Below are 19,567 nucleotides of genomic sequence, written 5' to 3' on the forward strand. Positions count from 1 at the left end.
CGCCGCGCCCGCCGACACGCACCGGCACCGCCGCGCGGACACGCCGCGCCGCGCCGCCGGTGCGCGCCGTGCCGCCCGCGGGTGCAGGATGCTGGACGGCCCGCCGCGCGGCGGGCCCGGGGGACGGACGGAGGACGTATGACGAGGCTGCAGGTGCCGGTCCAGCTGCGGTGGTCCGACATGGATGCCTACGGGCACGTGAACAACGTGGAGCTGCTGCGCCTGCTCGAGGAGGCGCGCATCGAGGCGTTCTGGGCGCACCCCGCCGAGGCGGGTCCTTCCGGTGCGGCCGACCGGCCGGTGTGGCCGACCGCCGTGCTCGACGCGGGACCGGGCGCGCAGACGTTCACGCTGGTCGCCCGTCAGGAGGTCGAGTACCTCCGCCCGGTCGGGTACCGGCGGACACCCGTCGTCGTGGACATGTGGATCGGTCACCTCGGGGGCGCGAGCATCGACGTCTGCTACGAGCTGCACGACGCCGCGCCGGCCGCCGACGGGACGGCGGACCCGGACGGGCCGTACGCCCGCGCGGTGACGACGCTCGTGCTCGTGGACGCCGCGACCGGCGCACCCCGCCGGATCGGGGAGGCGGAGCGCGCCGCGTGGTCGCCGTACGTGGAGGCGCCGCCGGCGTTCCGGCGCCGCAGTCGCTGACGCCGCCGACCTCCGCCCGTCACCGGTCCCGGCGAGCCCGCTCCGCGGTCTCCGCCGCCCGCGCGATGTTCCGCTGCATGCCCCCGAACACGACACCGTGGAACGGGTACACCGACCACCAGTAGAGCTGCCCGAGCAGGCCGTGGGGGTGGAACACGGCGCGCTGCGCGAACGTCACGGGCGGCGTGGTCCAGCGCGCGGTGTCGGCGGGGTCGGTGCCGTCGTCCTCCGGCTCGACCCGCAGCTCCAGCCACGCGAGCCCGGGCAGCCGCATCTCGGCGCGCAGCCGCAGCAGCCGGCCCGGCTGGACGTCCTCCACGCGCCAGAAGTCGACCGCGTCGTCCACGACGAGCCGGCCGGGGTCCCGCCGGCCCCGCCGCAGACCGGGCCCGCCGACCACCCGGTCCAGCAGCCCCCGCACCCGCCACGCGAGCGTCCACGAGTACCAGCCCCGCTCGCCGCCGACCGCCTCCAGCACCCGCCACAGCGCCGCCGGGGAGGCGTCCACGGTCGTGCGCCGCTCGTCCACGTAGAGCGAGCCGCCGGCCCAGTCCGGGTCCGAGGGCAGCGGGTCGCTCGGCACGCCGGGGATCCCGGCGGACGACCACCGGGTCGTCACGTCGGCCTCGCGGATCCGGGTGAGCGCGAGCCGCACCGCACGCTCGAAGCCGATCAGCCCGCCGGGCGGGTCGGGGACGTGCTCGGCGATGTCGTGCTCACGGCACACCACCTCGTGCACGAGGGACTCCACGAGCGGCCGCGCGATCCCGGACGGCACGGGCGTCACCAGCCCGACCCACAGGCTCGACAGCCGCGGGGTCAGCAGGCCGACGCCGACGATGATCCGCCGCGGCAGCCCGGCCGCCTCGGCGTAGCCCTGCATCATGTCGCGGTACGTGAGGACCTCCGACCCCCCGATGTCGAACGCCCGGTTCACCTCGGGCGGCATCGACGCGGAGCCCACGAGGTAGCGCAGCACGTCGCGTACCGCGATCGGCTGGATGCGGTTCTCCACCCAGCGCGGCACGGTCATCGCGGGGAGGCGCTCGGTGAGGTAGCGCATCATCTCGAACGACGCGGAGCCCGACCCGAGGATGACGGCGGCGCGCAGCACGGTCGTCGGCACGCCCGAGGCCAGGAGGATCTCCCCGACCTCGGTGCGGGAGGCCAGGTGCGGCGACAGGTCCTCGACGTCGGGGGCGAGCCCGCCGAGGTACACGATCCGGCCGACGCCGGCCTCGCGCACCGCGCGGCCGAAGGTGAGGGCCGTCGACCGGTCGCGCTGCTCGAACCGCCGTCCCGTGCCGAGCGAGTGGATGAGGTAGTACGCCACGTCCACGCCGTCGAGCGCGGCGCGGATCTGGCCGGGGTCGGACGCGTCGGCCTGCGCGATCTCGACCGCGTCGTACCAGGGGCGCCCGCGCAGCCGCTCGGGTCGTCGGGCGACGGCGCGCACCCGGTACCCGGCGGCCAGCAGCTCGGGGACCAGGCGGCCGCCGACGTACCCGGTGACCCCGGTGACGGCGACAAGGGGCGCGTCCTCGCGCGGGCGGCCGTCGTCGCCGACGCCCGGGACGAGGCCCGTGAGGCTCGCCGCGACAGGTTCCGGCAGCAGGTCCTCGCCGGTCGGGCCGGAGCCCGTCGGCCCGGTGCGGGTGGGGGCGTTGGTGTCGTCGTGGGGCACGGTCGCAGTGTGCGTCGCGCCGAGGTGCGGCGCATCCGGGCAGATCCGGGCGCCGGTGCCCGCCGGGTGGCTCAGGTCCGCCGTGGTGCCATCATGAGGGATGGCCGACTGGGCGGCGGTGGACGCGTACCTGACCGGGACCTTGGTCGACGAGGACCCGGACCTCGTCGCGGCGCGGGAGGCCGGGCGGGCCGCGGGCCTGCCGGCGATCGAGGTGTCGCCGCTGCAGGGCAAGCTCCTCGCGCTGCTGTGCACCCTGTCGGGCGCGCGCCGCGTGCTGGAGTTCGGCACGCTCGCGGGGTACAGCGCCCTGTGGTTCGCCCGGGCCGTGGGACCGGAGGGGCACGTCACGACGCTCGAGCTCGACCCCGTGCACGCCGCCGTCGCGCGGGAGAACCTCACCCGCGCCGGTGTGGCGCACCGGGTGGACGTGCACGAGGGCCCGGCCGCCGAGACCGCCCGCGCCCTGGTGGACGCGGGCACCGAGCCGTACGACCTGGTGTTCGTCGACGCGGACAAGCCGGGCAACACCCGGTACCTGGAGCTCGCGGTGGCGCTGTCCCGTCCGGGCACGGTGGTCGTCGTCGACAACGTGGTGCGCGCCGGGGCGGTGGCGGACGCCGGCTCCGGCGACCCGCGCGTGCAGGGCTCCCGCGCCGTCCTGGGCGCCCTCGCCGCGCACCCGCGGCTCGAGGCGACCGCGCTGCAGACCGTGGGGGGCAAGGGCTGGGACGGCTTCGCGCTCGCGGTCGTCACCGCCTGAGCGGGTGGCTCAGGCTCGCAGCAGCGCCAGCGTCTCCTTCTCGCCGACCGCCTGCGAGCGGGTGGGCCGGATCGTGGTGCCGTGCTCCCACAGGTCCACGACGCGCGGGTCGATGTAGGACGCGCGGCACACCGCCGGCGTGTTGCCGAGCTCGGCCGAGACGTCCGTGACCACCTGCGCGACGACCCGCCTCCGCCCCCGCTCGGACGCGGGGGCGGGTCCGGCCGCCGCGAGACCGCGCGCCGCCAGCACGGTCGCGTGCCACGTGCGGAAGTCCTTCGGACTGGCGTCCGGGCCCAGCCGGTTCTTGACGTCGGCGCCGACCTCGGCGCTGGTGATGTCGTGCCAGCCGGTCTCGTCCCGCCAGGCGAGCAGCTCCGACCCGCCGCCGCGCCGCCGCAGGAGCGTCCCGACGAGCTCCGCCACCTGGGCGTCCTCGACGACGACGTCGCGCACCTGGCCCGACTTCGCGGGGTAGCAGAACCGGACGGCCGTCGGGGCGCCCGCCGGGTCGTGGAGCACCTGCACGTGCTCCCGGCGCAGCGTGGCGAGGCCGTAGGAGCCGTTGCGCTGCGCGTAGCCCTCGCCGCCGGCGCGGAAGTACGCCAGGTCGAGCAGCCGGAACGCCAGCGCGAGGGCCTTCGCCCGGGGGAAGCCGTCGAGCGCCGTGTCCCGGCGGACCGACCGGCGGGCCGCCGGCAGCCGGCGGGCGACGTCCAGCACGTGGTCGTGCTTGAGGCGGTCACGGCGCCGGCGCCACTGCTCGTGGTACAGGTACTGCCGCCGCCGGGCGTCGTCGAGGCCGGCCGCCTGGATGTGCCCGTTCGGCCACGGGCTGATCCAGACGTCCCGCCACGCAGGGGGGATGGCGAGCGCCGTGATCCGGTCGAGGTGCACGGGGTCGCTGATGCGGGTCGCGTCGACGTCCAGGTACCAGAACCCGCGGCCTGCGCGCCGCCGGGTCCACCCGGGGGAGTCGATCCGGACCCGTCGCAGCCTCACCACCGGGACACTGTGCACCGGGCCCTGCGCCCCCGCCAGCGGAGGGCGGGACGGTGCTCCGGTCTCAGGCGGGCACCCGGACCATGCCCTCCTGCGCGATGGTCGCGACCAGCACACCCTGCTCGCTGAACACCCGGGTGGTGCCGAGCCCCCGGCCGCCCTGGGCGGTCGGGCTGTCCTGGTCGAACAGCAGCCACTCGTCCACCCGGACGTCCCGGTGCCACCACATCGCGTGGTCGAGGCTGGCGACCGACAGCCCCGGCGTCAGCCAGGACAGGCCGGCGCGGCGCAGCACGGGCTCGAGCATGATCTGGTCGCAGGCGAAGGCGAGCACCGCGCGGTGCAGCAGCGGGTCGTCCGGCAGGGCGCCCTTGGTCCGCATCCACACGCGCTGCCGGCCGTCGGGTGCCGGGGCCGGGCCGAGGTACAGCGACCCGCCGACGTGCCGCACGTCGAACGCGCTCTCGTGCGTCCAGAACCGGGCCAGCGGGTGGTCGAGGTGGCCCATGCGGTCCATGGCCGACTCGACGTCCTGCGGTGCGGGGACGTCCGGCATCGGCTGCGTCAGCTCGATGCCCGGCTGGTCCTCCTGGAACGACGCGATCATCGACAGGATCGGCTCGCCGTCCTGCAGCGCGTGCGTGCGCCGGGCGGAGAACGACCGGCCGTCGCGCAGCCGCTCCACGGACAGCGTGATCGGCGCCGCGACGTCGCCGGCCCGCAGGAAGTACCCGTGCAGCGAGTGCGGCAGCCGGCCCTCGGGCACGGTGCGCCCGGCGGCGACGAGCGCCTGCGCGACGACCTGCCCGCCGAACACCCGGCCGCCGGGCTTGGGCAGGTTGGCGGCCACGAGCTCGTCGGGGCTGCCGGACGGCTGCACGTCGAGGACGTCGAGCAGAGCGGCGATCGGGTCGGGGGTGGGCTCGTGCGCGGTGGTGGCGCCCTGGGCAGCGTCGGTCACGCGCGCCAGGATCTCACGGCCGCGACGCCGTGTTGACGAGCGAGTGCGCGGCCCGCTCCAGGTAGTCCCACAGCACCTCGCGGTGCAGGGGCGCCAGGTCGAGCGCGTCGACGGCGTCCCTCATGTGCCGCAACCACCGGTCGCGGGCGTCGGTGTCGACCGGGAAGGGCGCGTGGCGCATGCGCAGCCGGGGGTGGCCCCGCTCGGCCTGGTACGTGGTGGGACCGCCCCAGTACTGCTCGAGGAACATCGTGAGGCGTCGGCGCGCCGGGCCCAGGTCCGTCTCGGGGTACATCGGCGCGAGCACCGGGTCGGCCGCGACGCCCTCGTAGAACCGGTCCACGAGCCGCTCGAACGTCGCGTGCCCGCCGACCGCGTCGTAGAACGACTCGCGGACGCGGTCGGGCACCGCGCCGGGTGCCGAGGTGGCGGCTGCCGGGGCGCCCGCCGCGGTGAGCGGCAGCGACGGGCCGGCCGGGCGGGGTGCCGGGGACGGGTGGTCGGCGGTCATGCGTGCCAGTGTCGCACCGGGCAGGACGCGGTCCGTCGCGGTCCGCCACCGCGGACTAGGCTGGGAGCCGAGGCCGCCCTCCGGCGGTCGCGGGGGCGGGACCGGCAGCACGACGGGGGTTCGATGAGCAAGGCAGAGCAGATCCTGGTGGCGCTGGGCGGCGGCGGGAACGTCGTCGACCTGGAGCCGTGCATCACGCGGCTGCGGGTCGAGGTCACGGACCCGCAGCGCGTGGACGAGGCCGCCCTCAAGGCGACCGGCGCGTTCGGCGTGGTGCGGTCCGGCCGCATCGTGCAGGTCATCGTCGGCCCGGAGGCGGACAACCTGGCGGCGGAGCTCGACGGCCTGCGCTGACGCGGGCGCGCGGCGAGCCGCGACGGCACGCAGCCCCGGGACCCGGACGACGGGCCCGGGGCTGCGTCGTGTCCGGGGCCGGTGGGCCGCGCCGGGACGGCGGCAGCGCGTGCCCGCGGGGAGCAGCCCGGCCCGGGCGGTGACGACCGCCGGGGGTGGTGGCCGCCGGACGCGCCCTCAGCCCTGACCGCCGGGCGCGGCTCCCTCGTCCGCGGGCGGCGCGTCGGGGCCGTCGACGACGACCGCCCCCTGCGCCTGCACGCGCTCGCGGTGCGCGGCCAGCAGGTCCCGCTGCCCGGCGAGCGGCACGTCGGCGTCCTCCAGCGCGTCCCGGACCGCGGTGCGCAGGGCCCGCGCCACCGCCCACTGCCGGGAGGGTGCCGTGCGCTGCGCGATCCGCACCGTCACGGCGTCGAAGGTGAGGTCCTCGGCCGTGGTGACGGTGGCGGCACCCTCCAGCGCGTCGCCGATCTCCGGGTCGGCCGCGAGCCGGGCGGCCGCGCCGACCAGCAGGTCCCGCACGAGGTCGAGGTCCGCGAAGTAGTCGACCTTGACCTCGACGACGGCGTTCGCCCAGCCCTGCGTCTTGTTGCCGACCCGCAGCATCGAGCCGTTGGGGACGTACCAGAGGGTGCCGTCGGCGTCGCGGATCTTCGTCACGCGCAGCCCGACCGCCTCGACGGTGCCCTGCGCCGGACCCGCGTCGACGACGTCACCGACGCCGTACTGGTCCTCCAGCAGCATGAACATGCCGGACAGGAAGTCCTTGACCAGGCTCTGCGCGCCGAAGCCGAACGCCACGCCGACGATGCCCGCGGACGCGATGAACGGCGCGATGTTCACCCCGAGCTGGTCGAGCACGAGGAGCACGGCGATCGAGCCGATGACGATGGCGGCGGTCGACCGCAGCACGGACCCGATGGTGCGGGCGCGCTGCGTGCGACGGGCGCTCGCCACCGGGCCGACCTTCCGCAGGGCCGCGGCGACCTCGGTGGCGCCGAGCGGCCGGGTGATCCCGCGCTGGAGGAGCGACGTGCCGTCGGCGATGTGCTCCGTGACGGCGCGGATGAGCCGCCGCACCAGCAGCAGCGTCACGACTGCGGCCACGACGATGATCGCGATGCGCAGGCCCGGCCCGAGCAGCCAGTCGACGAACGCGTTCGCGCCGTCGGCGAGCTGCTCGGACGGGGCGGGGTCGGTGGCGGCGGGCAGCGCGAGGCGGAGGAGAGCGGTGGTCACCGGGCCACGCTAGCCCGGCCGCCGCCGGGACCGCCCACCTGCCCCGCTCCGCCCCGGCCGGGCCTGTGCGCCGCCCCGCGGCCGGTCAGCGGGCGGTCGCCAGCCCGGTCCGGTCCCCGACGAACTGGAGCTGCTCGACGGTGAGTGCGATCGTGCGCGACAGCGCCCGCCCGCCGTGCCCGACGCCCCGTTCCCGCCGCACGAGCACCGGGGCCTCGTCCACGGGCGCCGACGTCGCGGCCTGCAGCGCCGCGGCCAGCTTGCGTGCGTGCAGCGGGTCGACGCGCGTGTCGCCGTCGAACACGGTGAACAGGGTCGCGGGGTACGCGGTGCCGTCCACCACCCGGTGGTACGGCGAGTAGGACAGCAGCCAGTCCAGCTCGGCGGGCGTGTCCGCGTCGCCGTACTCGTCCGTCCACGTGACGCCCAGGCCGAACCGCTGGTACCGCACCATGTCGAGCAGCGGCGCCGAGCAGACGACCGCCGCGAAGGTCTCCGGGTGCTGGGTGAGCGCGGCCCCGACCAGCAGGCCGCCGTTCGACCCGCCCCAGCACGCGAGCCGGTCGGTCGTCGTCCAGCCGTCGTCGACCAGCAGGCGCGCGACGGCGTGGAAGTCGTCGAACACGTGCTGCTTGCTGCCGCGCCGTCCCGCGCGGTGCCACGCCTCGCCCTTCTCCCCGCCGCCGCGGAGGTTCGCGACGACGTAGACGCCGCCGGCCTCCACCCAGGCGAGCGTCGTGGCGGAGAACGCCGGGTCGAGCGAGATCTGGAAGCCGCCGTAGCCGTAGAGGACGGTCGGCGCGGGGGCGAGCGGCCGGCCGTCCGGGTCGAGGGCGTCGGCACGGGCCACGACGAACGCCCGGACCGGCGTGCCGTCGGCGCTCGTCGCCACGACGCGCTGCACCCGGACGTCCGGCAGGTCGGCGACCGCCCCGGGCGGTGCGGCCCACAGCGACGTCGTCCCGGCGGCCGCGTCGTACCGGTGCACCTCGGTGACGGTGGTGTGGTCCGTGTAGGTGAACCACACGTCCGGCCCGCCGTCGGGCCGGGTGACGAGCCCGCCGACCGAGCCGAGCCCGGGCAGGGCCACCTCGCCCGCGGGACCGGGGAGCTGCTCGCCCGTCGCGGGGTCGTGCACGGTGAGCTCGCTCACGGCGTGCCGGCGCCAGGCCGCCACCAGCCGCAGGGGACCGGTGTCGTCGCCCCCGCCGTCCGTGAGCGCGACGTCCTCCAGCACGGCCTCCGGGTGCTCGGCCAGCAGGGTCCGCCAGTGCGGGACGCCCGGCTCCCGCGGGTCGGCCACCGCGAGGCGCCCGCGGTCGGCGTCGAGGGTGGTGTGCAGGTAGAGGCGCCCGTCGCGCCCGACCCACGCGCCGACCTCGGCGTCGTACCCGACCGCCACCTCACGCAGCTCCGGGACCGTCCCCGGCTCCGACGCCTCGAGGTCCGCGATCCAGACGTCCGTGCGCGGGGCGGTGCCGGCCGACGCCGAGACGATCAGCCAGCGGCCGTCGCGCGACACCGAGACGCCGTAGTAGTTCGTCATGTCGAGCCCGGCACCGAAGACCTCCAGGTCCGTGGCCGGGTCGGTGCCGACGACGCGGCGCCAGACGCGCCGGTGGTACTGGCGCTCGTCCTCCGGCAGCAGCTCCGGCGCGAGCCGTCGCACGTAGTAGAACGCCCGCCCGCCCGGCTCCCAGGCCACGGGGGAGTACCGCGCGCGGTCGACCGGGCCGTCGACGGGCTCGCCGGTCGCGACGTCGAGGACGTGCAGGACGCTCTCCTCGGTACCACCGTGCGACACCTGGTAGGCGAGCAGGTCGCCCTCCTTGCTGGGCTGCCACGCGTCGAGCGTCGTGGTGCCGGCGGGGTCGATCGCCACCGGGTCGACGAGCACCCGCTCCCGCTCCGCGCCCGGGACGGCCGGGTCGGGCTCGGTGACGACCACCACGGCGTGCTCATGGTCGCCCGCCCGCCGGGCGGTGAAGCGCCGCTGCCCGCGCCACGCCGGGGCCCCGACGAAGCCCGCGCCGAGCAGCTCGCCGAGCCGGGCCGTGAGGCGCTCCGACGCGAGCGGGTGGTCCGCCGGGACGCGGGCCGTCACCCCGCCGCGGTACGCCGCGTACAGCGCGTCCTGCGCCGCGGACCACGCCGCGGTCTCCTCGGAGTCCGGGTCCTCCAGCCAGCGGTACGGGTCGGCGACGGCGCGGCCGTGGAGGTCCTCGACGAGGTCGCTCCGGCGGGCGTCGGGGTAGGCGGGCAGGCCGGTGGGGACGGGGTCGGCGGTCATGCGCGCCACCCTACGGCGGGGCGCGCGCCCGACGGCGCCGGTGCCACCTGCGCGTCCGTCCGCCCGGCCTCCTGCGCGGCGACCGGCGCGAGCAGCACCGCTCTGGCAGGATCGTGATGTGGCACCGCACACACCGCCGTCCGAGTCCCTGGTGCGCCTCGCGCGGGCGCACGGCGTCGCCCCGGAGTTCCAGGAGTTCGGCGGCGGGCAGCGTGCGGTCCCCGCGAGCACGCTGGTCGCGGTGCTCGGCGCCCTGGGCGTGGACGCGTCCACGCCGGAGCGGGTCGAGGTGGCGCTGCGGCACGCCGAGGACGCCCCGTGGCGCCGCGTGCTGCCGCCCGTCGTCGTCGTCCGGCAGTCGCAGGGCACGACGGTGCCGGTGCACGTCGCGCACGGCGACCCCGTGCGCGCGTGGCTCGAGCTGGACGCCGCCGAGGGCCACGGCCGCCGGGCGGCGGGCGCGGAGCCGCGTCGCGTCGACCTGGAGCAGGCCGACGTCTACGTGGACCCGCGGACCGTCGACGGCCGCGAGATCGGCCGGGCGACGTTCGTGGTCCCGCCCGACCTGCCGCTCGGCTGGCACCTGCTGCGGACCGCCGGGCCGTCCGGCGAGGCCGCCAGCCCCCTGGCCGTCACCCCCGACCGCCTCGAGCTGCCCGCGGCGCTCGACGAGCGGCGCGCGTGGGGACTGATGGTCCAGCTCTACTCCGTGCGGTCCAGCCGGTCCTGGGGCGCGGGCGACCTGCGCGACCTCGCCGACCTGGCCTGGCTGGCGGGGCGCGAGGCGGGCGCGCAGTTCGTGCTCGTGAACCCGCTGCACGCCGCCGAGCCCGTGCCGCCGCTGACCCCGTCGCCCTACCTGCCGACGACCCGGCGGTTCGTGAACCCCCTGTACCTGCGGGTGGAGGACGTCGACGAGGCCGCGTACCTGTCGTCGGCCGACCGGGCCCTCGTGGAGTGGTCCGCGGAGCAGGCGCTCGCCCTCGACACGGACGACGGCCCGATCGACCGGGACGTGGTGTGGGCGGCGAAGAAGGCGGCGCTGGACGTCGTGTTCGCGGTCCCGCGCTCGGCGGCCCGGCAGTCGGCGTTCGACGACTTCCGCCGCCGTGAGGGCCGCGGGCTGGAGGACTTCGCGCTCTGGTGCGCGCTGGTCGAGCGGCACGGGCCGGGACCGTGGCCGGCTGAGCTGCGCGACCCCGCCGCGCCGGGCGCGCTGCGGGCCCGCACCGAGCTGGCCGACCGCGTCGAGTTCTTCTGCTGGCTGCAGTGGCTCGCGGACCAGCAGCTCGCCACGGTGCAGCGCACGGCCCACGAGGCCGGCATGGGCCTGGGCGTGATGCACGACCTCGCCGTGGGCGTGCACCCCGCCGGTGCGGACGTGTGGGCGCTCGGGCCGGTGCTCGCGCGCGGCGCGTCGGTCGGCGCCCCGCCCGACATGTACAACCAGCAGGGGCAGGACTGGTCGCAGCCGCCGTGGCACCCCGCGGAGCTCGAGCGCGTCGCGTACCGGCCGTACCGGGACATGCTCCGCACCGTGCTGCGGCACGCGGGCGCCGTGCGGATCGACCACATCATCGGCCTGTTCCGGCTCTGGTGGATCCCGCAGGGCAACAGCCCGGCGGACGCCGCGTACGTCCGGTACGACCACGACGCGATGATCGGCATCCTGGCCCTCGAGGCGCACCGGGCCGGCGCCGTCGTCATCGGCGAGGACCTCGGCAACGTCGAGCCGTGGGTGCGGGACTACCTGTCGGATCGCGGGGTGCTCGGCACGTCCATCCTCTGGTTCGAGAAGGACGGCGAGGGCCGGCCGCTGCCGCCCGAGGACTACCGGCGCCTCGCGCTGGCCAGCGTCACGACGCACGACCTGCCGCCGACCGCGGGCTACCTGGCCGACGAGCACGTCGCGCTCCGCGAGCGGCTGGGGCTGCTGACCGAGCCGGTGGAGCAGGTGCGGCGCGCCGCCCGGGCGGAGCGGGAGGCGATGCTGGCGGCGCTCGCCGAGCGCGGGATGCTCGGGGACGACCCCTCGGAGCGCGAGGTCGTCGAGGCCCTGCACCGGTACGTGCTGCGGACGCCCAGCGTCCTCGTCGGGGTCTCGCTGGCCGACGCGGTGGGGGAGCGGCGCGCCCAGAACCAGCCCGGCACCGACCAGGAGTACCCGAACTGGCGGGTGCCGCTGGCCGACGGCTCGGGGCGCCCGGTGCTGCTCGACGACCTGTTCCGCACGGCCCGGTTCCGCTCGCTCGCGGCGGTCCTCGGCGAGGCCTGACCCGTGACCTCGGCACGACCGCGGCTGCGGCGCGTCCGGGTGGTGGGCAACTCCGGCGCGGGCAAGACGACGTTCGCCCGGGAGCTCGCGCGCCGGCTCGACGTGCCGCACCGCGAGCTCGACGAGGTGTTCTGGGGTCCCGGCTGGGTCAAGAAGGACCCCGAGGTCGCCCGCGCGCTGCTCCGGGAGTTCCTCGACGCCGCGCCGGGCGGCTGGGTCGTGGACGGGAACTGGACGAGCGCCCGGCAGGGCCTCGCCGACGACGTCGACGCGATCGTCTGGCTCGACTACCCGCGCCGGGTCGTCATGCCGCGGGTGGTGCGGCGGACCCTCGCCCGGGCGGTGCTCCGGCGGCCCGTCTACCACGGCAACACGGAGTCGCTGCGCTCGTTCGTGCGGCGGGACCCGGAGCAGAACATCGTGCTGTGGTCGTGGACGCAGCACGGGGCCTACCGGAGGCAGTACCTCGCGCTCGCGGAGTCCGGGGCGGTGCCGGTGGTCCGGCTGCGCAGCCCGCGCGAGGCGACGCGGTGGCTGGCGGGGGTCACCGGCACCCGGTGACCCCCCCCGCCCCGGAGCCCGTCAGGCCTCGTGGTAGTGGCGGTCCGCGGCCTGCGCGGCGAGCGTGCGGCGGACGCCGTCGCGCGCCTCGACGACCAGCCGGCGCAGCGCGGGCGCGGCGTCGGGGTGCGCGGCCAGCCACGCGTCGGTGGCGCCCGCCACGTCGGCCTCGGCGTCGTCCGCGAGCTCGGTCGGGTACAGGCCCGTGACGATGTTCTGCGCCATCTCGTTGGTCTTCCCGGCCCAGACCGTCTCGAGCACCTCGAAGTACGGCGCCACGTAGGGCCGCAGCAGCGCGCGGTCGTGCACCCGGCCGAAGCCGCCGATCGTCGCGGCCTGCAGCGCGTTCGGCAGCGCGTCCGACTCGACGACGGCCTGCCAGGCGGCGGCCTTCGCCTCGGCGGTCGGCACGGCGGCGCGGGCGGCGGCCGCGGCGCGCTGCCCGGTCGCGGTGGGGTCGGCCTCGAGCTGGGCGTCGATCTGCTCGGCCCCGGCGCGACCGCCCGCGACCAGGGACGTCAGCAGCTCCCAGCGCAGGTCGGTGTCGATCGACAGGCCGTCCAGCCGGGTGCCGCCGTCCAGCAGCGCCTCGACCGCGTCGAGCTGCTCGGGCGTGGACGCCCGCGCCGCGAACGCCTTCACGAGCTGGAGCTGGGTGTCGCTGCCGCCCGGGGCGTCGGTGGCGAGGGTCCACAGGCGGTCCGCCGCGGCGACCTCGGTGGCCGACCGGTGCTCGGCCGCGACGTACAGGTCGAGCGCCGTGTGAAGCTGGCGCAGCAGCACCAGGACGACCGAGGAGTCGGTCTCGTGCGCGATGTTGCCGAGCAGCAGGTCGACGTAGTCGCGGGCCGGGGTCTCGCCGTCGCGCGTCGCGTCCCAGACCGCCGCCCACACCAGGGTGCGGGGCAGGGACCCGCCGAAGTCGCCGAGGTGCGCGATCGCGGTGGCGAGCGAGCGCTCGTCCAGGCGGACCTTCGCGTAGGCCAGGTCGTCGTCGTTGAGGAGCAGCAGGTCGGGGCGCCGTTCGCCCACGAGCTGCGGGACGGGCGTGAGCTCGCCGTCCACGTCGAGCTCGACGCGCACGGTGCGCTCCAGGCGCGAGCCGCCGTCGGGGCCGGGCACCACGTCGTAGCCGCCGACCACCAGGCGGTGCGGGCGCTGCACGGGGTGCGTCGCGGGGACCTCCTGGCGCACGGCCAGCGCGGTGATGCGCTCGACGCCGTCCGCGCCGGTCTCCGAGGCGATCTCCGGGCGCAGCAGCGTCACGCCGGACTGCTCCAGCCACAGCGCGGACCACGCCGACAGGTCGCGGCCCGACGTCGACTCGAGCTCGGTCAGCAGGTCGCGCAGCTCGGTGTTGCCCCACGCGTGCTTCTGGAAGTACTGCCGGACGCCGGCGAAGAACTGCTCCTGGCCGACCCACGCGACGAGCTGCTTGAGGACGCTCGCGCCCTTCGCGTACGTGATGCCGTCGAAGTTCACCTCGACGTCCTCGAGGTCGCGGATGTCCGCGGCGATCGGGTGCGTCGACGGGAGCTGGTCCTGGCGGTACGCCCAGCCCTTCTCCAGCGAGGAGAACGTCGTCCAGGCGGTCGTCCACGGCGTCGCCTCGGCGGTCGCGAGCGTCGAGGCGTACTCGGCGAACGACTCGTTCAGCCACAGGTCGTCCCACCAGCGCATGGTCACCAGGTCGCCGAACCACATGTGCGCGAGCTCGTGCAGGATCGTCACCGCGCGCCGCTCGACCGTGGCCTCCGGCACCTTGGACCGGAACACGTACGACTCGAGGAACGTCACCGCGCCGGCGTTCTCCATCGCGCCGGCGTTGAACTCCGGGACGAACAGCTGGTCGTACTTCGCGAACGGGTAGGGGACGGCGAACTGCTCCTCGTAGAACGCGAAGCCCGCCCGCGTGACGTCGAGGATGTTCGCGGTGTCGAGGTGCTGGGCCAGCGAGCCGCGGCAGTAGACGCCGAGCGGGATCGTGCGGCCGTCGCTGCTGGTCAGCTCGCCGTGCTCGTGGTGGTACGGCCCGGCCACGACCGCGGTGATGTAGGACGAGATGCGCGGCGTCGGCTCGAACGTCCAGGTGGCGGTGCCCTCGTCGCGGCCGCCGTTGCGGTTGCTGCCGCCCTCGACGGGGACCGGGGCGCCGGCCTCGGGGGAGTTCGACACGACGACCCAGTGCGCCGGCGCGGTGACCGTGAACGCGAACGTCGCCTTGAGGTCCGGCTGCTCGAACACCGCGAACACGCGCCGGGAGTCGGCGACCTCGAACTGCGAGTACAGGTACACCTCGTCGTCCACGGGGTCCACGAACCGGTGCAGGCCCTCGCCGGTGTTCATGTAGGCGCAGTCGGCCTCGACCACGACGACGTTCTCCTCCGCCAGGCCGTCCAGGCGGATCCGCGAGTCGGCGACGACGTCCGCCGGGTCCAGCTCGGTGCCGTTGAGGACGACGCGGTGCACGGCCGGCGCGATGAGGTCGAGAAACGTGCTCGCCCCCGCCTCGCGGCTGGTGAACCGGACGGTCGTCGTCGACGCGAAGGTCGCCGGTCCCGTGGTCAGGTCGAGCGTCACGTCGTAGGACCGGACGTCCACCAGGGCGGCCCGGGTGCGGGCCTCGTCACGGGTCAGGTTCTCTGCGGGCACGCGCGGGTCTCCTCGTGGGGTTGGGTGAGCGGCCGTCGCCGCATCATTCCACCAACGGGCGGGTCCGTGCGCCGGGTCGCCGGGGCACCGCGGCCGTCCCCCGGCGTGACAGCGCCCCCGGGTCTCGGGGCATGATGGCGGGGCGCGCCGGTCCGTCCCCGCGGGGGCACCGCGCGCCCCGGCACCAGTGCACGACCCCGCAGCCCCGCCCACGAGGAGCCCCTCCGTGACCGACACGCAGCCGCCCGCCACCCGCGACACCGCCGACTTCTGGTTCGACCCGGCCTGCCCGTGGGCCTGGATGACGTCGCGGTGGATGGACGAGGTGCAGCGGGTGCGCGACGTGGACGTGCGCTGGCACGTGATGAGCCTCGCGGTGCTGAACGAGGGCCGGGACCTGCCGGAGGACTACCGCGCGGCCATGGACGACGCCTGGGCCGCGGTCCGCGTCCTGACCGCCGCCACGGAGCTGTACGGCGTGGAGCACCTCAAGCCCCTGTACGACGCCCTGGGCACGCGCCGGCACCCGGGCGGCAGGACGGACACCTGGGCCATCATCCGGGAGTCGCTCGACGAGGTCGGCCTCCCGCAGTCGCTCGTGGCGTACGGCGACACCGACGAGTTCGACGAGCAGCTGCGCGCCTCGCACGCCGAGGCGATCGCCCTGGTCGGCGACGAGGTCGGCACGCCCGTGGTCGCCGTCAACGGCACCGCGTTCTTCGGGCCGGTCATGACGCCCGCGCCGCGCGGCGAGGACGCCGGCCGGCTCTGGGACGGGTTCGTGCTGGTCACCGGTGTGCCCGGTTTCTACGAGCTGAAGCGCACCCGGACCAAGGGCCCGGTCTTCGACTGACCCGGGGAGGGGAACCATGGGAGCGTTCGCGGGGATGAGCCGCGGGATGAAGGCGTTCGTGGCGGTCGACGTCGTCCTCGTGCTGGCGCTCGTCGTCACGGCGGTGCTCGTGCTCGGCGGCCGCGGGGACGGTGACCCCGCGGCGTCGCCGACGACCGGCTCGACGCCCGCCGCGGTGGGCGAGACGACCGGCGCCACCGACCGGGCCACGAGCGACAGCGCGCTGTCCTTCGCTTCCCCGACCGGCAACATCGCGTGCACGATGTCGCCCGACGGCGTGACCTGCACCATCGCGAACATCCGCTACACCGTCCCGGCGTCCGAGGGGTGCACCGGCACCACCGGCCACGTGATCGTCCTCAACACCGCGGACGGCGTCACGACCCCGTGCGTCGACGGCCCCGGCCCCGCGGTCGCCTCGGCGGACACCCCCGTCCTCGACTACGGACGCGCCCAGACCGTCGGCCCGTACACGTGCACGAGCGCGTCCAACGGCATGTCGTGCGTCGTCGACGCCACGGGCGTGGGCTTCCGCGTCGCGACGGCGGCCCTGACCACCCTCCCCTGACCCCACCCACCCACCCGCCCATCCGCCCTCGGGCCTCCCGCCCCGCCCCGTCCCACCCGGCGAGTCCGGCACTCCGGTGACGAGGTCGGCAGCTCCAGGTGCCGACCTCGCCTCGGACTGCCGAACTCGCCGGGGGGCGGGGTGCGGGGTCAGGGGGGTGGGGCGGGGCGGCGGTCGCGGCCGGAGGTGGCCACCAGCAGGGCGCCCGCCAGGGAGACCACCGCGATGCCCGCGACCGCCGCCGGGCCGGTGCTCTGGCCGAGCACGACCAGGGCCACGAGCGCGCCCATCGCGGGGTCGATGCTGAACAGCGTGCCGACCACCCGGGCGGACGTGAGGCGCGCCGCGACCGTGTCGACGCTGTAGGGGACGACGACGCCGATCACCGCGGACGCCGCGAGGACGCCCCACTGGCCGGCCGTGACCTCGGCGACCCGGCCGGCGCCCCACGGCAGGGCGACGAGCGCGGCGACCGCGACGGACAGCGCCAGGCCGGACAGCCCGTCCTCGGCCTTGCCCACCCGGCCCGCGAACACGGTGTAGAGCGCGAAGAACACGGCGGCGGCCAGGGCGAACGCGTAGCCGGCCAGGTCGAACGCCCCGCCGGGCCCGGAGATGAGACCGACGCCGACCAGCGCCGCGACGGCGCACAACCCCTCCCGCAGGTGCCGCGACGCCAGCAGCGCCACGGCGCACGGCCCGAGGAACTCCAGCGTGACCGCGACGCCGAGCGGGATCCGGTCGATCGCCGCGTACAGGCTGAGGTTCATCGCCGCCATCGCGACGCCGTACACGACGATGCCCGTCCACTGGGTGCGCGACCGTCCGCGCAGCCGCGGCCGGAGCACGACCAGCAGCACGGCCGCGGCCAGCGCCAGGCGCAGCGAGCTGACCGACGCCGGGCCGAGCGCCCCGAACAGGCCCGCCGACAACGCCGACGACGTCTGGATGCCCAGCGAGCCCAGCGCGATGAGACCCATCGCCTGGAGCACGCGGCGGCGGCCCGGCGACCGGTGGCCCGGGGCGGGGTGGACGGGCTCGACCGGCTCGACCGGGCCGTGCGCGGGCGCTCCCATGACCGGGGCCGGCGGCGTGCCGGCCCCGGGGACGACGCCCGTCACCAGATGCGGACGCGCTGCTCCGGCGCGAGCCAGAGACCGTCGCCGGGCTGCACGTCGAACGCCTCGGCGAACTCGTCGACGTTGCGCACCACGGCGTTGCACCGGACCTCGTCGGGGGAGTGCGGGTCGGTGGCGAGGCGGCGGATGACCTCCTCGTCGCGGCCCTTCGCGCGCCACACCTGCGCCCAGCCGAGGAACACCCGCTGCACGCCGGTCAGCCCGTCGACCACCGGCGCCTCGTCCAGCGGTCGGCCGAGCGAGATCCGGTACGCCCGCAGCGCGATGGACAGCCCGCCGAGGTCGCCGATGTTCTCGCCGATGGTCAGGGCGCCGTTGACGTGGTGCGACCCCTGGAGCTGGGCCGGCGAGAAGCCGTCGTACTGGGCGACGAGCGCGGCCGTGCGCTTCTCGAACTCCGCCCGGTCGGTCTCGGTCCACCAGTCCTCGAGGCGCCCCTGGCCGTCGTACTTCGAGCCCTGGTCGTCGAACCCGTGCCCGATCTCGTGGCCGATGACCGCGCCGATGCCGCCGTAGTTGACGGCGTCGTCCGCCTCGGCGTCGAAGAACGGCGGCTGCAGGATCGCGGCCGGGAACACGATCTCGTTCATGCCGGGGTTGTAGTACGCGTTCACGGTCTGCGGCGTCATGAACCACTCGTCGCGGTCGATGGGCCGGCCGATCTTGCGCAGCTCGAAGTCCTGCTCGAACGCGGACGCCCGGCGCACGTTGCCGACGAGGTCGTCCGCGCGCAGCTCGAGGCCGGAGTAGTCCCGCCACTTCACGGGGTAGCCGATCTTCGGCGTGAAGGCGTCGAGCTTCGCCAGCGCCTTGGCCTTCGTCTCCTCGCCCATCCAGTCGAGCCCGGTGATGGACTCGCGGTAGGCCTCGACGAGGTGCGCGACGAGCTGTTCCATCCGCTCCTTGTGGGACGGCGGGAAGTGCCGGGCGACGTACACCTCGCCGACCGCCTCGCCGAGCACGCCCTGCACCAGCGAGACGCCGCGCTTCCAGCGGTCCCGCAGCTCCTGGGCACCCGTGAGGGTGCGGCCGTGGAAGTCGAAGTTCGCCTCGACCAGCTCCGACGACAGGTACGGCGCCCGCGCGGTGGTCGCGTGGTACGCGAGCCAGGCCTGCCACGACTCGACCGGCTCGGACGCCCACAGTGCCGCGAAGGCGGTCGCGAACGACGGCTCGCGGACGACGAGCGCGTCCAGGGCACCCTGCGGGGCGCCGAGCGCCCTCACCCACGCCTCCCAGTCGAAGCCCGGCGCGGCGGTCGCGAGCTCGGCGAGCGTCGTGGGGTTGTAGGTCAGGTCCGCGTCGCGGTCCTTGACGACGTCCCAGTGGCCGGCGGCGAGCTGCGTCTCCAGCGCGACGACGCGCCCCGCGGCCTCGTCCGCTGCGGCCCCGTCGGTGGCCCACCCTCCCAGCCGCAGCATGCGCGCGACGTGCGGGCGGTAGGCCGCCAGCACGGCGGCGTACTGCTCGTCGCGGTAGTACGACTCGTCCGGCAGCCCGAGCCCGGACTGGTGCAGGTAGACGACGTAGCGCTCCGGGTCCTTGGCGTCGTTGTCGACCCAGAACGCGGTGGCGCCGGCGGCCCCGGTGCGCTGGAGCGAGCCGAGCACGTCGGTGAGGTCCTGCCGCGTGGCCGCGGCGGCGATCGCCGCCAGGTCGGGCCGCAGGGGCCCGACACCGGCGGCCTCGACGGCGTCGGTGTCCATGAAGCTGGCGTAGAGCGCGCCGATCTGCGCCTGCACGCCCGTGGCGTCCGGCGCCTCGCCGGCCTCCACGATGATGTCCCGGACCTGCTCCTCGGCCTGGTCGTGCAGGGCGCGGAACGACCCGTCCATGGCGCGGTCGGCGGGGATCACGTGCTCCGCCACCCAGCGGCCGTTGACGTACGCGTACAGGTCGTCCTGCGGGCGCACCGCGGGGTCGAAGGCCGAGGAGTCGATGCCGCTGCGGGTCATGGTCGGGGGACGTCCCTTCTGTCGGCGGGCGCGCGGGCGCGCGCCGGGGTCAGCCTAGGTCCCGCTGCCGGGGCGACGCCCGGCCGACCGCAGGGTGGCTCCGCGG

Annotated in this window: 16 protein-coding genes; 7 read left to right on the forward strand and 9 right to left on the reverse strand. The window is 75.9% G+C overall.

Annotated features, from left to right (window positions below; genetic code table 11):
• The first annotated feature begins 138 nt into the window (after nt 1-138).
• Nucleotides 139-654 (forward strand): thioesterase family protein, encoded by a 516-nt coding sequence (locus K5O09_RS06330; RefSeq protein ID WP_222171938.1) that lies wholly within the window; start codon nt 139-141, stop codon nt 652-654.
• Between the two features lie 19 nt (nt 655-673).
• On the opposite strand, the gene K5O09_RS06335 is transcribed toward K5O09_RS06330, so the two are convergent.
• The gene (locus K5O09_RS06335; RefSeq protein ID WP_255596303.1) at nt 674-2,269 is read right to left on the reverse strand and encodes an SDR family oxidoreductase; all 1,596 of its coding nucleotides are present in this window, start codon (nt 2,267-2,269) and stop codon (nt 674-676) included.
• A gap of 169 nt (nt 2,270-2,438) precedes the next feature.
• On the opposite strand from K5O09_RS06335, the gene K5O09_RS06340 reads away from it, so the two are divergent.
• Nucleotides 2,439-3,101: an O-methyltransferase gene (locus K5O09_RS06340; RefSeq protein WP_222171940.1), complete on the forward strand. Its 663-nt coding sequence runs from the start codon at nt 2,439-2,441 to the stop codon at nt 3,099-3,101.
• Nucleotides 3,102-3,110: 9 nt separating this feature from the next.
• On the opposite strand, the gene K5O09_RS06345 is transcribed toward K5O09_RS06340, so the two are convergent.
• From K5O09_RS06345 to K5O09_RS06355, 3 genes are all read right to left on the reverse strand, one after another.
• On the reverse strand, nt 3,111-4,106 hold the full coding sequence (locus K5O09_RS06345; RefSeq protein WP_222171941.1) for a DNA topoisomerase IB: 996 nt from the start codon (nt 4,104-4,106) through the stop codon (nt 3,111-3,113).
• Nucleotides 4,107-4,167: 61 nt separating this feature from the next.
• Nucleotides 4,168-5,064, reverse strand: coding sequence for an acyl-CoA thioesterase II (locus K5O09_RS06350; RefSeq protein WP_222171942.1), 897 nt, complete (start codon nt 5,062-5,064; stop codon nt 4,168-4,170).
• A gap of 13 nt (nt 5,065-5,077) precedes the next feature.
• Nucleotides 5,078-5,527 (reverse strand): globin, encoded by a 450-nt coding sequence (locus K5O09_RS06355; protein ID WP_370635572.1) that lies wholly within the window; start codon nt 5,525-5,527, stop codon nt 5,078-5,080.
• A gap of 171 nt (nt 5,528-5,698) precedes the next feature.
• Here K5O09_RS06355 and K5O09_RS06360 point away from each other — a divergent pair, with 171 nt between their 5' ends.
• On the forward strand, nt 5,699-5,929 hold the full coding sequence (locus K5O09_RS06360; protein ID WP_222171944.1) for a glucose PTS transporter subunit EIIB: 231 nt from the start codon (nt 5,699-5,701) through the stop codon (nt 5,927-5,929).
• Nucleotides 5,930-6,106: 177 nt separating this feature from the next.
• Here the strand turns inward: K5O09_RS06360 and K5O09_RS06365 are convergent, their stop codons facing one another.
• Together K5O09_RS06365 and K5O09_RS06370 are read right to left on the reverse strand one after the other, a co-directional pair.
• Complete coding sequence (locus K5O09_RS06365; protein ID WP_255596166.1) at nt 6,107-7,168, reverse strand: mechanosensitive ion channel family protein; 1,062 nt, start codon at nt 7,166-7,168, stop codon at nt 6,107-6,109.
• Between the two features lie 85 nt (nt 7,169-7,253).
• A complete protein-coding gene (locus K5O09_RS06370) occupies nt 7,254-9,458 on the reverse strand; it encodes a prolyl oligopeptidase family protein (RefSeq protein WP_222171945.1) in 2,205 nt (734 codons plus the stop codon).
• On the opposite strand from K5O09_RS06370, the gene malQ reads away from it, so the two are divergent.
• Nucleotides 9,457-11,733, forward strand: coding sequence for a 4-alpha-glucanotransferase (gene malQ, locus K5O09_RS06375; RefSeq protein WP_222171946.1), 2,277 nt, complete (start codon nt 9,457-9,459; stop codon nt 11,731-11,733). The genes K5O09_RS06370 and malQ overlap by 2 nt on opposite strands.
• 3 nt (nt 11,734-11,736) lie before the next feature.
• A complete protein-coding gene (locus K5O09_RS06380) occupies nt 11,737-12,294 on the forward strand; it encodes a toxin (protein ID WP_222171947.1) in 558 nt (185 codons plus the stop codon).
• A gap of 21 nt (nt 12,295-12,315) precedes the next feature.
• Here the strand turns inward: K5O09_RS06380 and pepN are convergent, their stop codons facing one another.
• Complete coding sequence (pepN, locus tag K5O09_RS06385) at nt 12,316-14,946, reverse strand: aminopeptidase N (RefSeq protein ID WP_222171948.1); 2,631 nt, start codon at nt 14,944-14,946, stop codon at nt 12,316-12,318.
• Nucleotides 14,947-15,247: 301 nt separating this feature from the next.
• Between pepN and K5O09_RS06390 the strand changes: the two genes are divergently transcribed.
• Both K5O09_RS06390 and K5O09_RS06395 read left to right on the forward strand, forming a co-directional pair.
• Nucleotides 15,248-15,799, forward strand: coding sequence for a disulfide bond formation protein DsbA (locus K5O09_RS06390; RefSeq protein WP_222172632.1), 552 nt, complete (start codon nt 15,248-15,250; stop codon nt 15,797-15,799).
• A 16-nt stretch (nt 15,800-15,815) separates the two neighbouring features.
• Nucleotides 15,816-16,367 (forward strand): hypothetical protein, encoded by a 552-nt coding sequence (locus K5O09_RS06395; protein WP_255596170.1) that lies wholly within the window; start codon nt 15,816-15,818, stop codon nt 16,365-16,367.
• Between the two features lie 149 nt (nt 16,368-16,516).
• On the opposite strand, the gene K5O09_RS06400 is transcribed toward K5O09_RS06395, so the two are convergent.
• Both K5O09_RS06400 and K5O09_RS06405 read right to left on the reverse strand, forming a co-directional pair.
• Entirely contained in the window at nt 16,517-17,488 is a 972-nt protein-coding gene (locus K5O09_RS06400; protein WP_255596171.1) for a DMT family transporter, read from the reverse strand.
• Nucleotides 17,485-19,461, reverse strand: coding sequence for a M13 family metallopeptidase (locus K5O09_RS06405; protein ID WP_222171949.1), 1,977 nt, complete (start codon nt 19,459-19,461; stop codon nt 17,485-17,487). Before K5O09_RS06405 ends, K5O09_RS06400 begins: the two co-directional genes overlap by 4 nt.
• Nucleotides 19,462-19,567: the final 106 nt, after the last annotated feature.

Source organism: Cellulomonas sp. C5510, from assembly GCF_019797765.1.
Lineage (GTDB): Bacteria > Actinomycetota > Actinomycetes > Actinomycetales > Cellulomonadaceae > Cellulomonas.

What these genes read in the sequence shown, in the direction of transcription:
- K5O09_RS06340 (WP_222171940.1), top strand. Translation starts at nt 2,439, where the DNA reads ATGGCCGACTGGGCGGCGGTGGACGCGTACCTGACCGGGACCTTGGTC.
- K5O09_RS06360 (WP_222171944.1), top strand. Translation starts at nt 5,699, where the DNA reads ATGAGCAAGGCAGAGCAGATCCTGGTGGCGCTGGGCGGCGGCGGGAAC.
- K5O09_RS06330 (WP_222171938.1), top strand. Translation starts at nt 139, where the DNA reads ATGACGAGGCTGCAGGTGCCGGTCCAGCTGCGGTGGTCCGACATGGAT.
- K5O09_RS06390 (WP_222172632.1), top strand. Translation starts at nt 15,248, where the DNA reads ATGACGTCGCGGTGGATGGACGAGGTGCAGCGGGTGCGCGACGTGGAC.
- K5O09_RS06405 (WP_222171949.1), bottom strand. Translation starts at nt 19,461, where the DNA reads ATGACCCGCAGCGGCATCGACTCCTCGGCCTTCGACCCCGCGGTGCGC.
- K5O09_RS06370 (WP_222171945.1), bottom strand. Translation starts at nt 9,458, where the DNA reads ATGACCGCCGACCCCGTCCCCACCGGCCTGCCCGCCTACCCCGACGCC.
- K5O09_RS06395 (WP_255596170.1), top strand. Translation starts at nt 15,816, where the DNA reads ATGGGAGCGTTCGCGGGGATGAGCCGCGGGATGAAGGCGTTCGTGGCG.
- malQ (WP_222171946.1), top strand. Translation starts at nt 9,457, where the DNA reads ATGCGCGCCACCCTACGGCGGGGCGCGCGCCCGACGGCGCCGGTGCCA.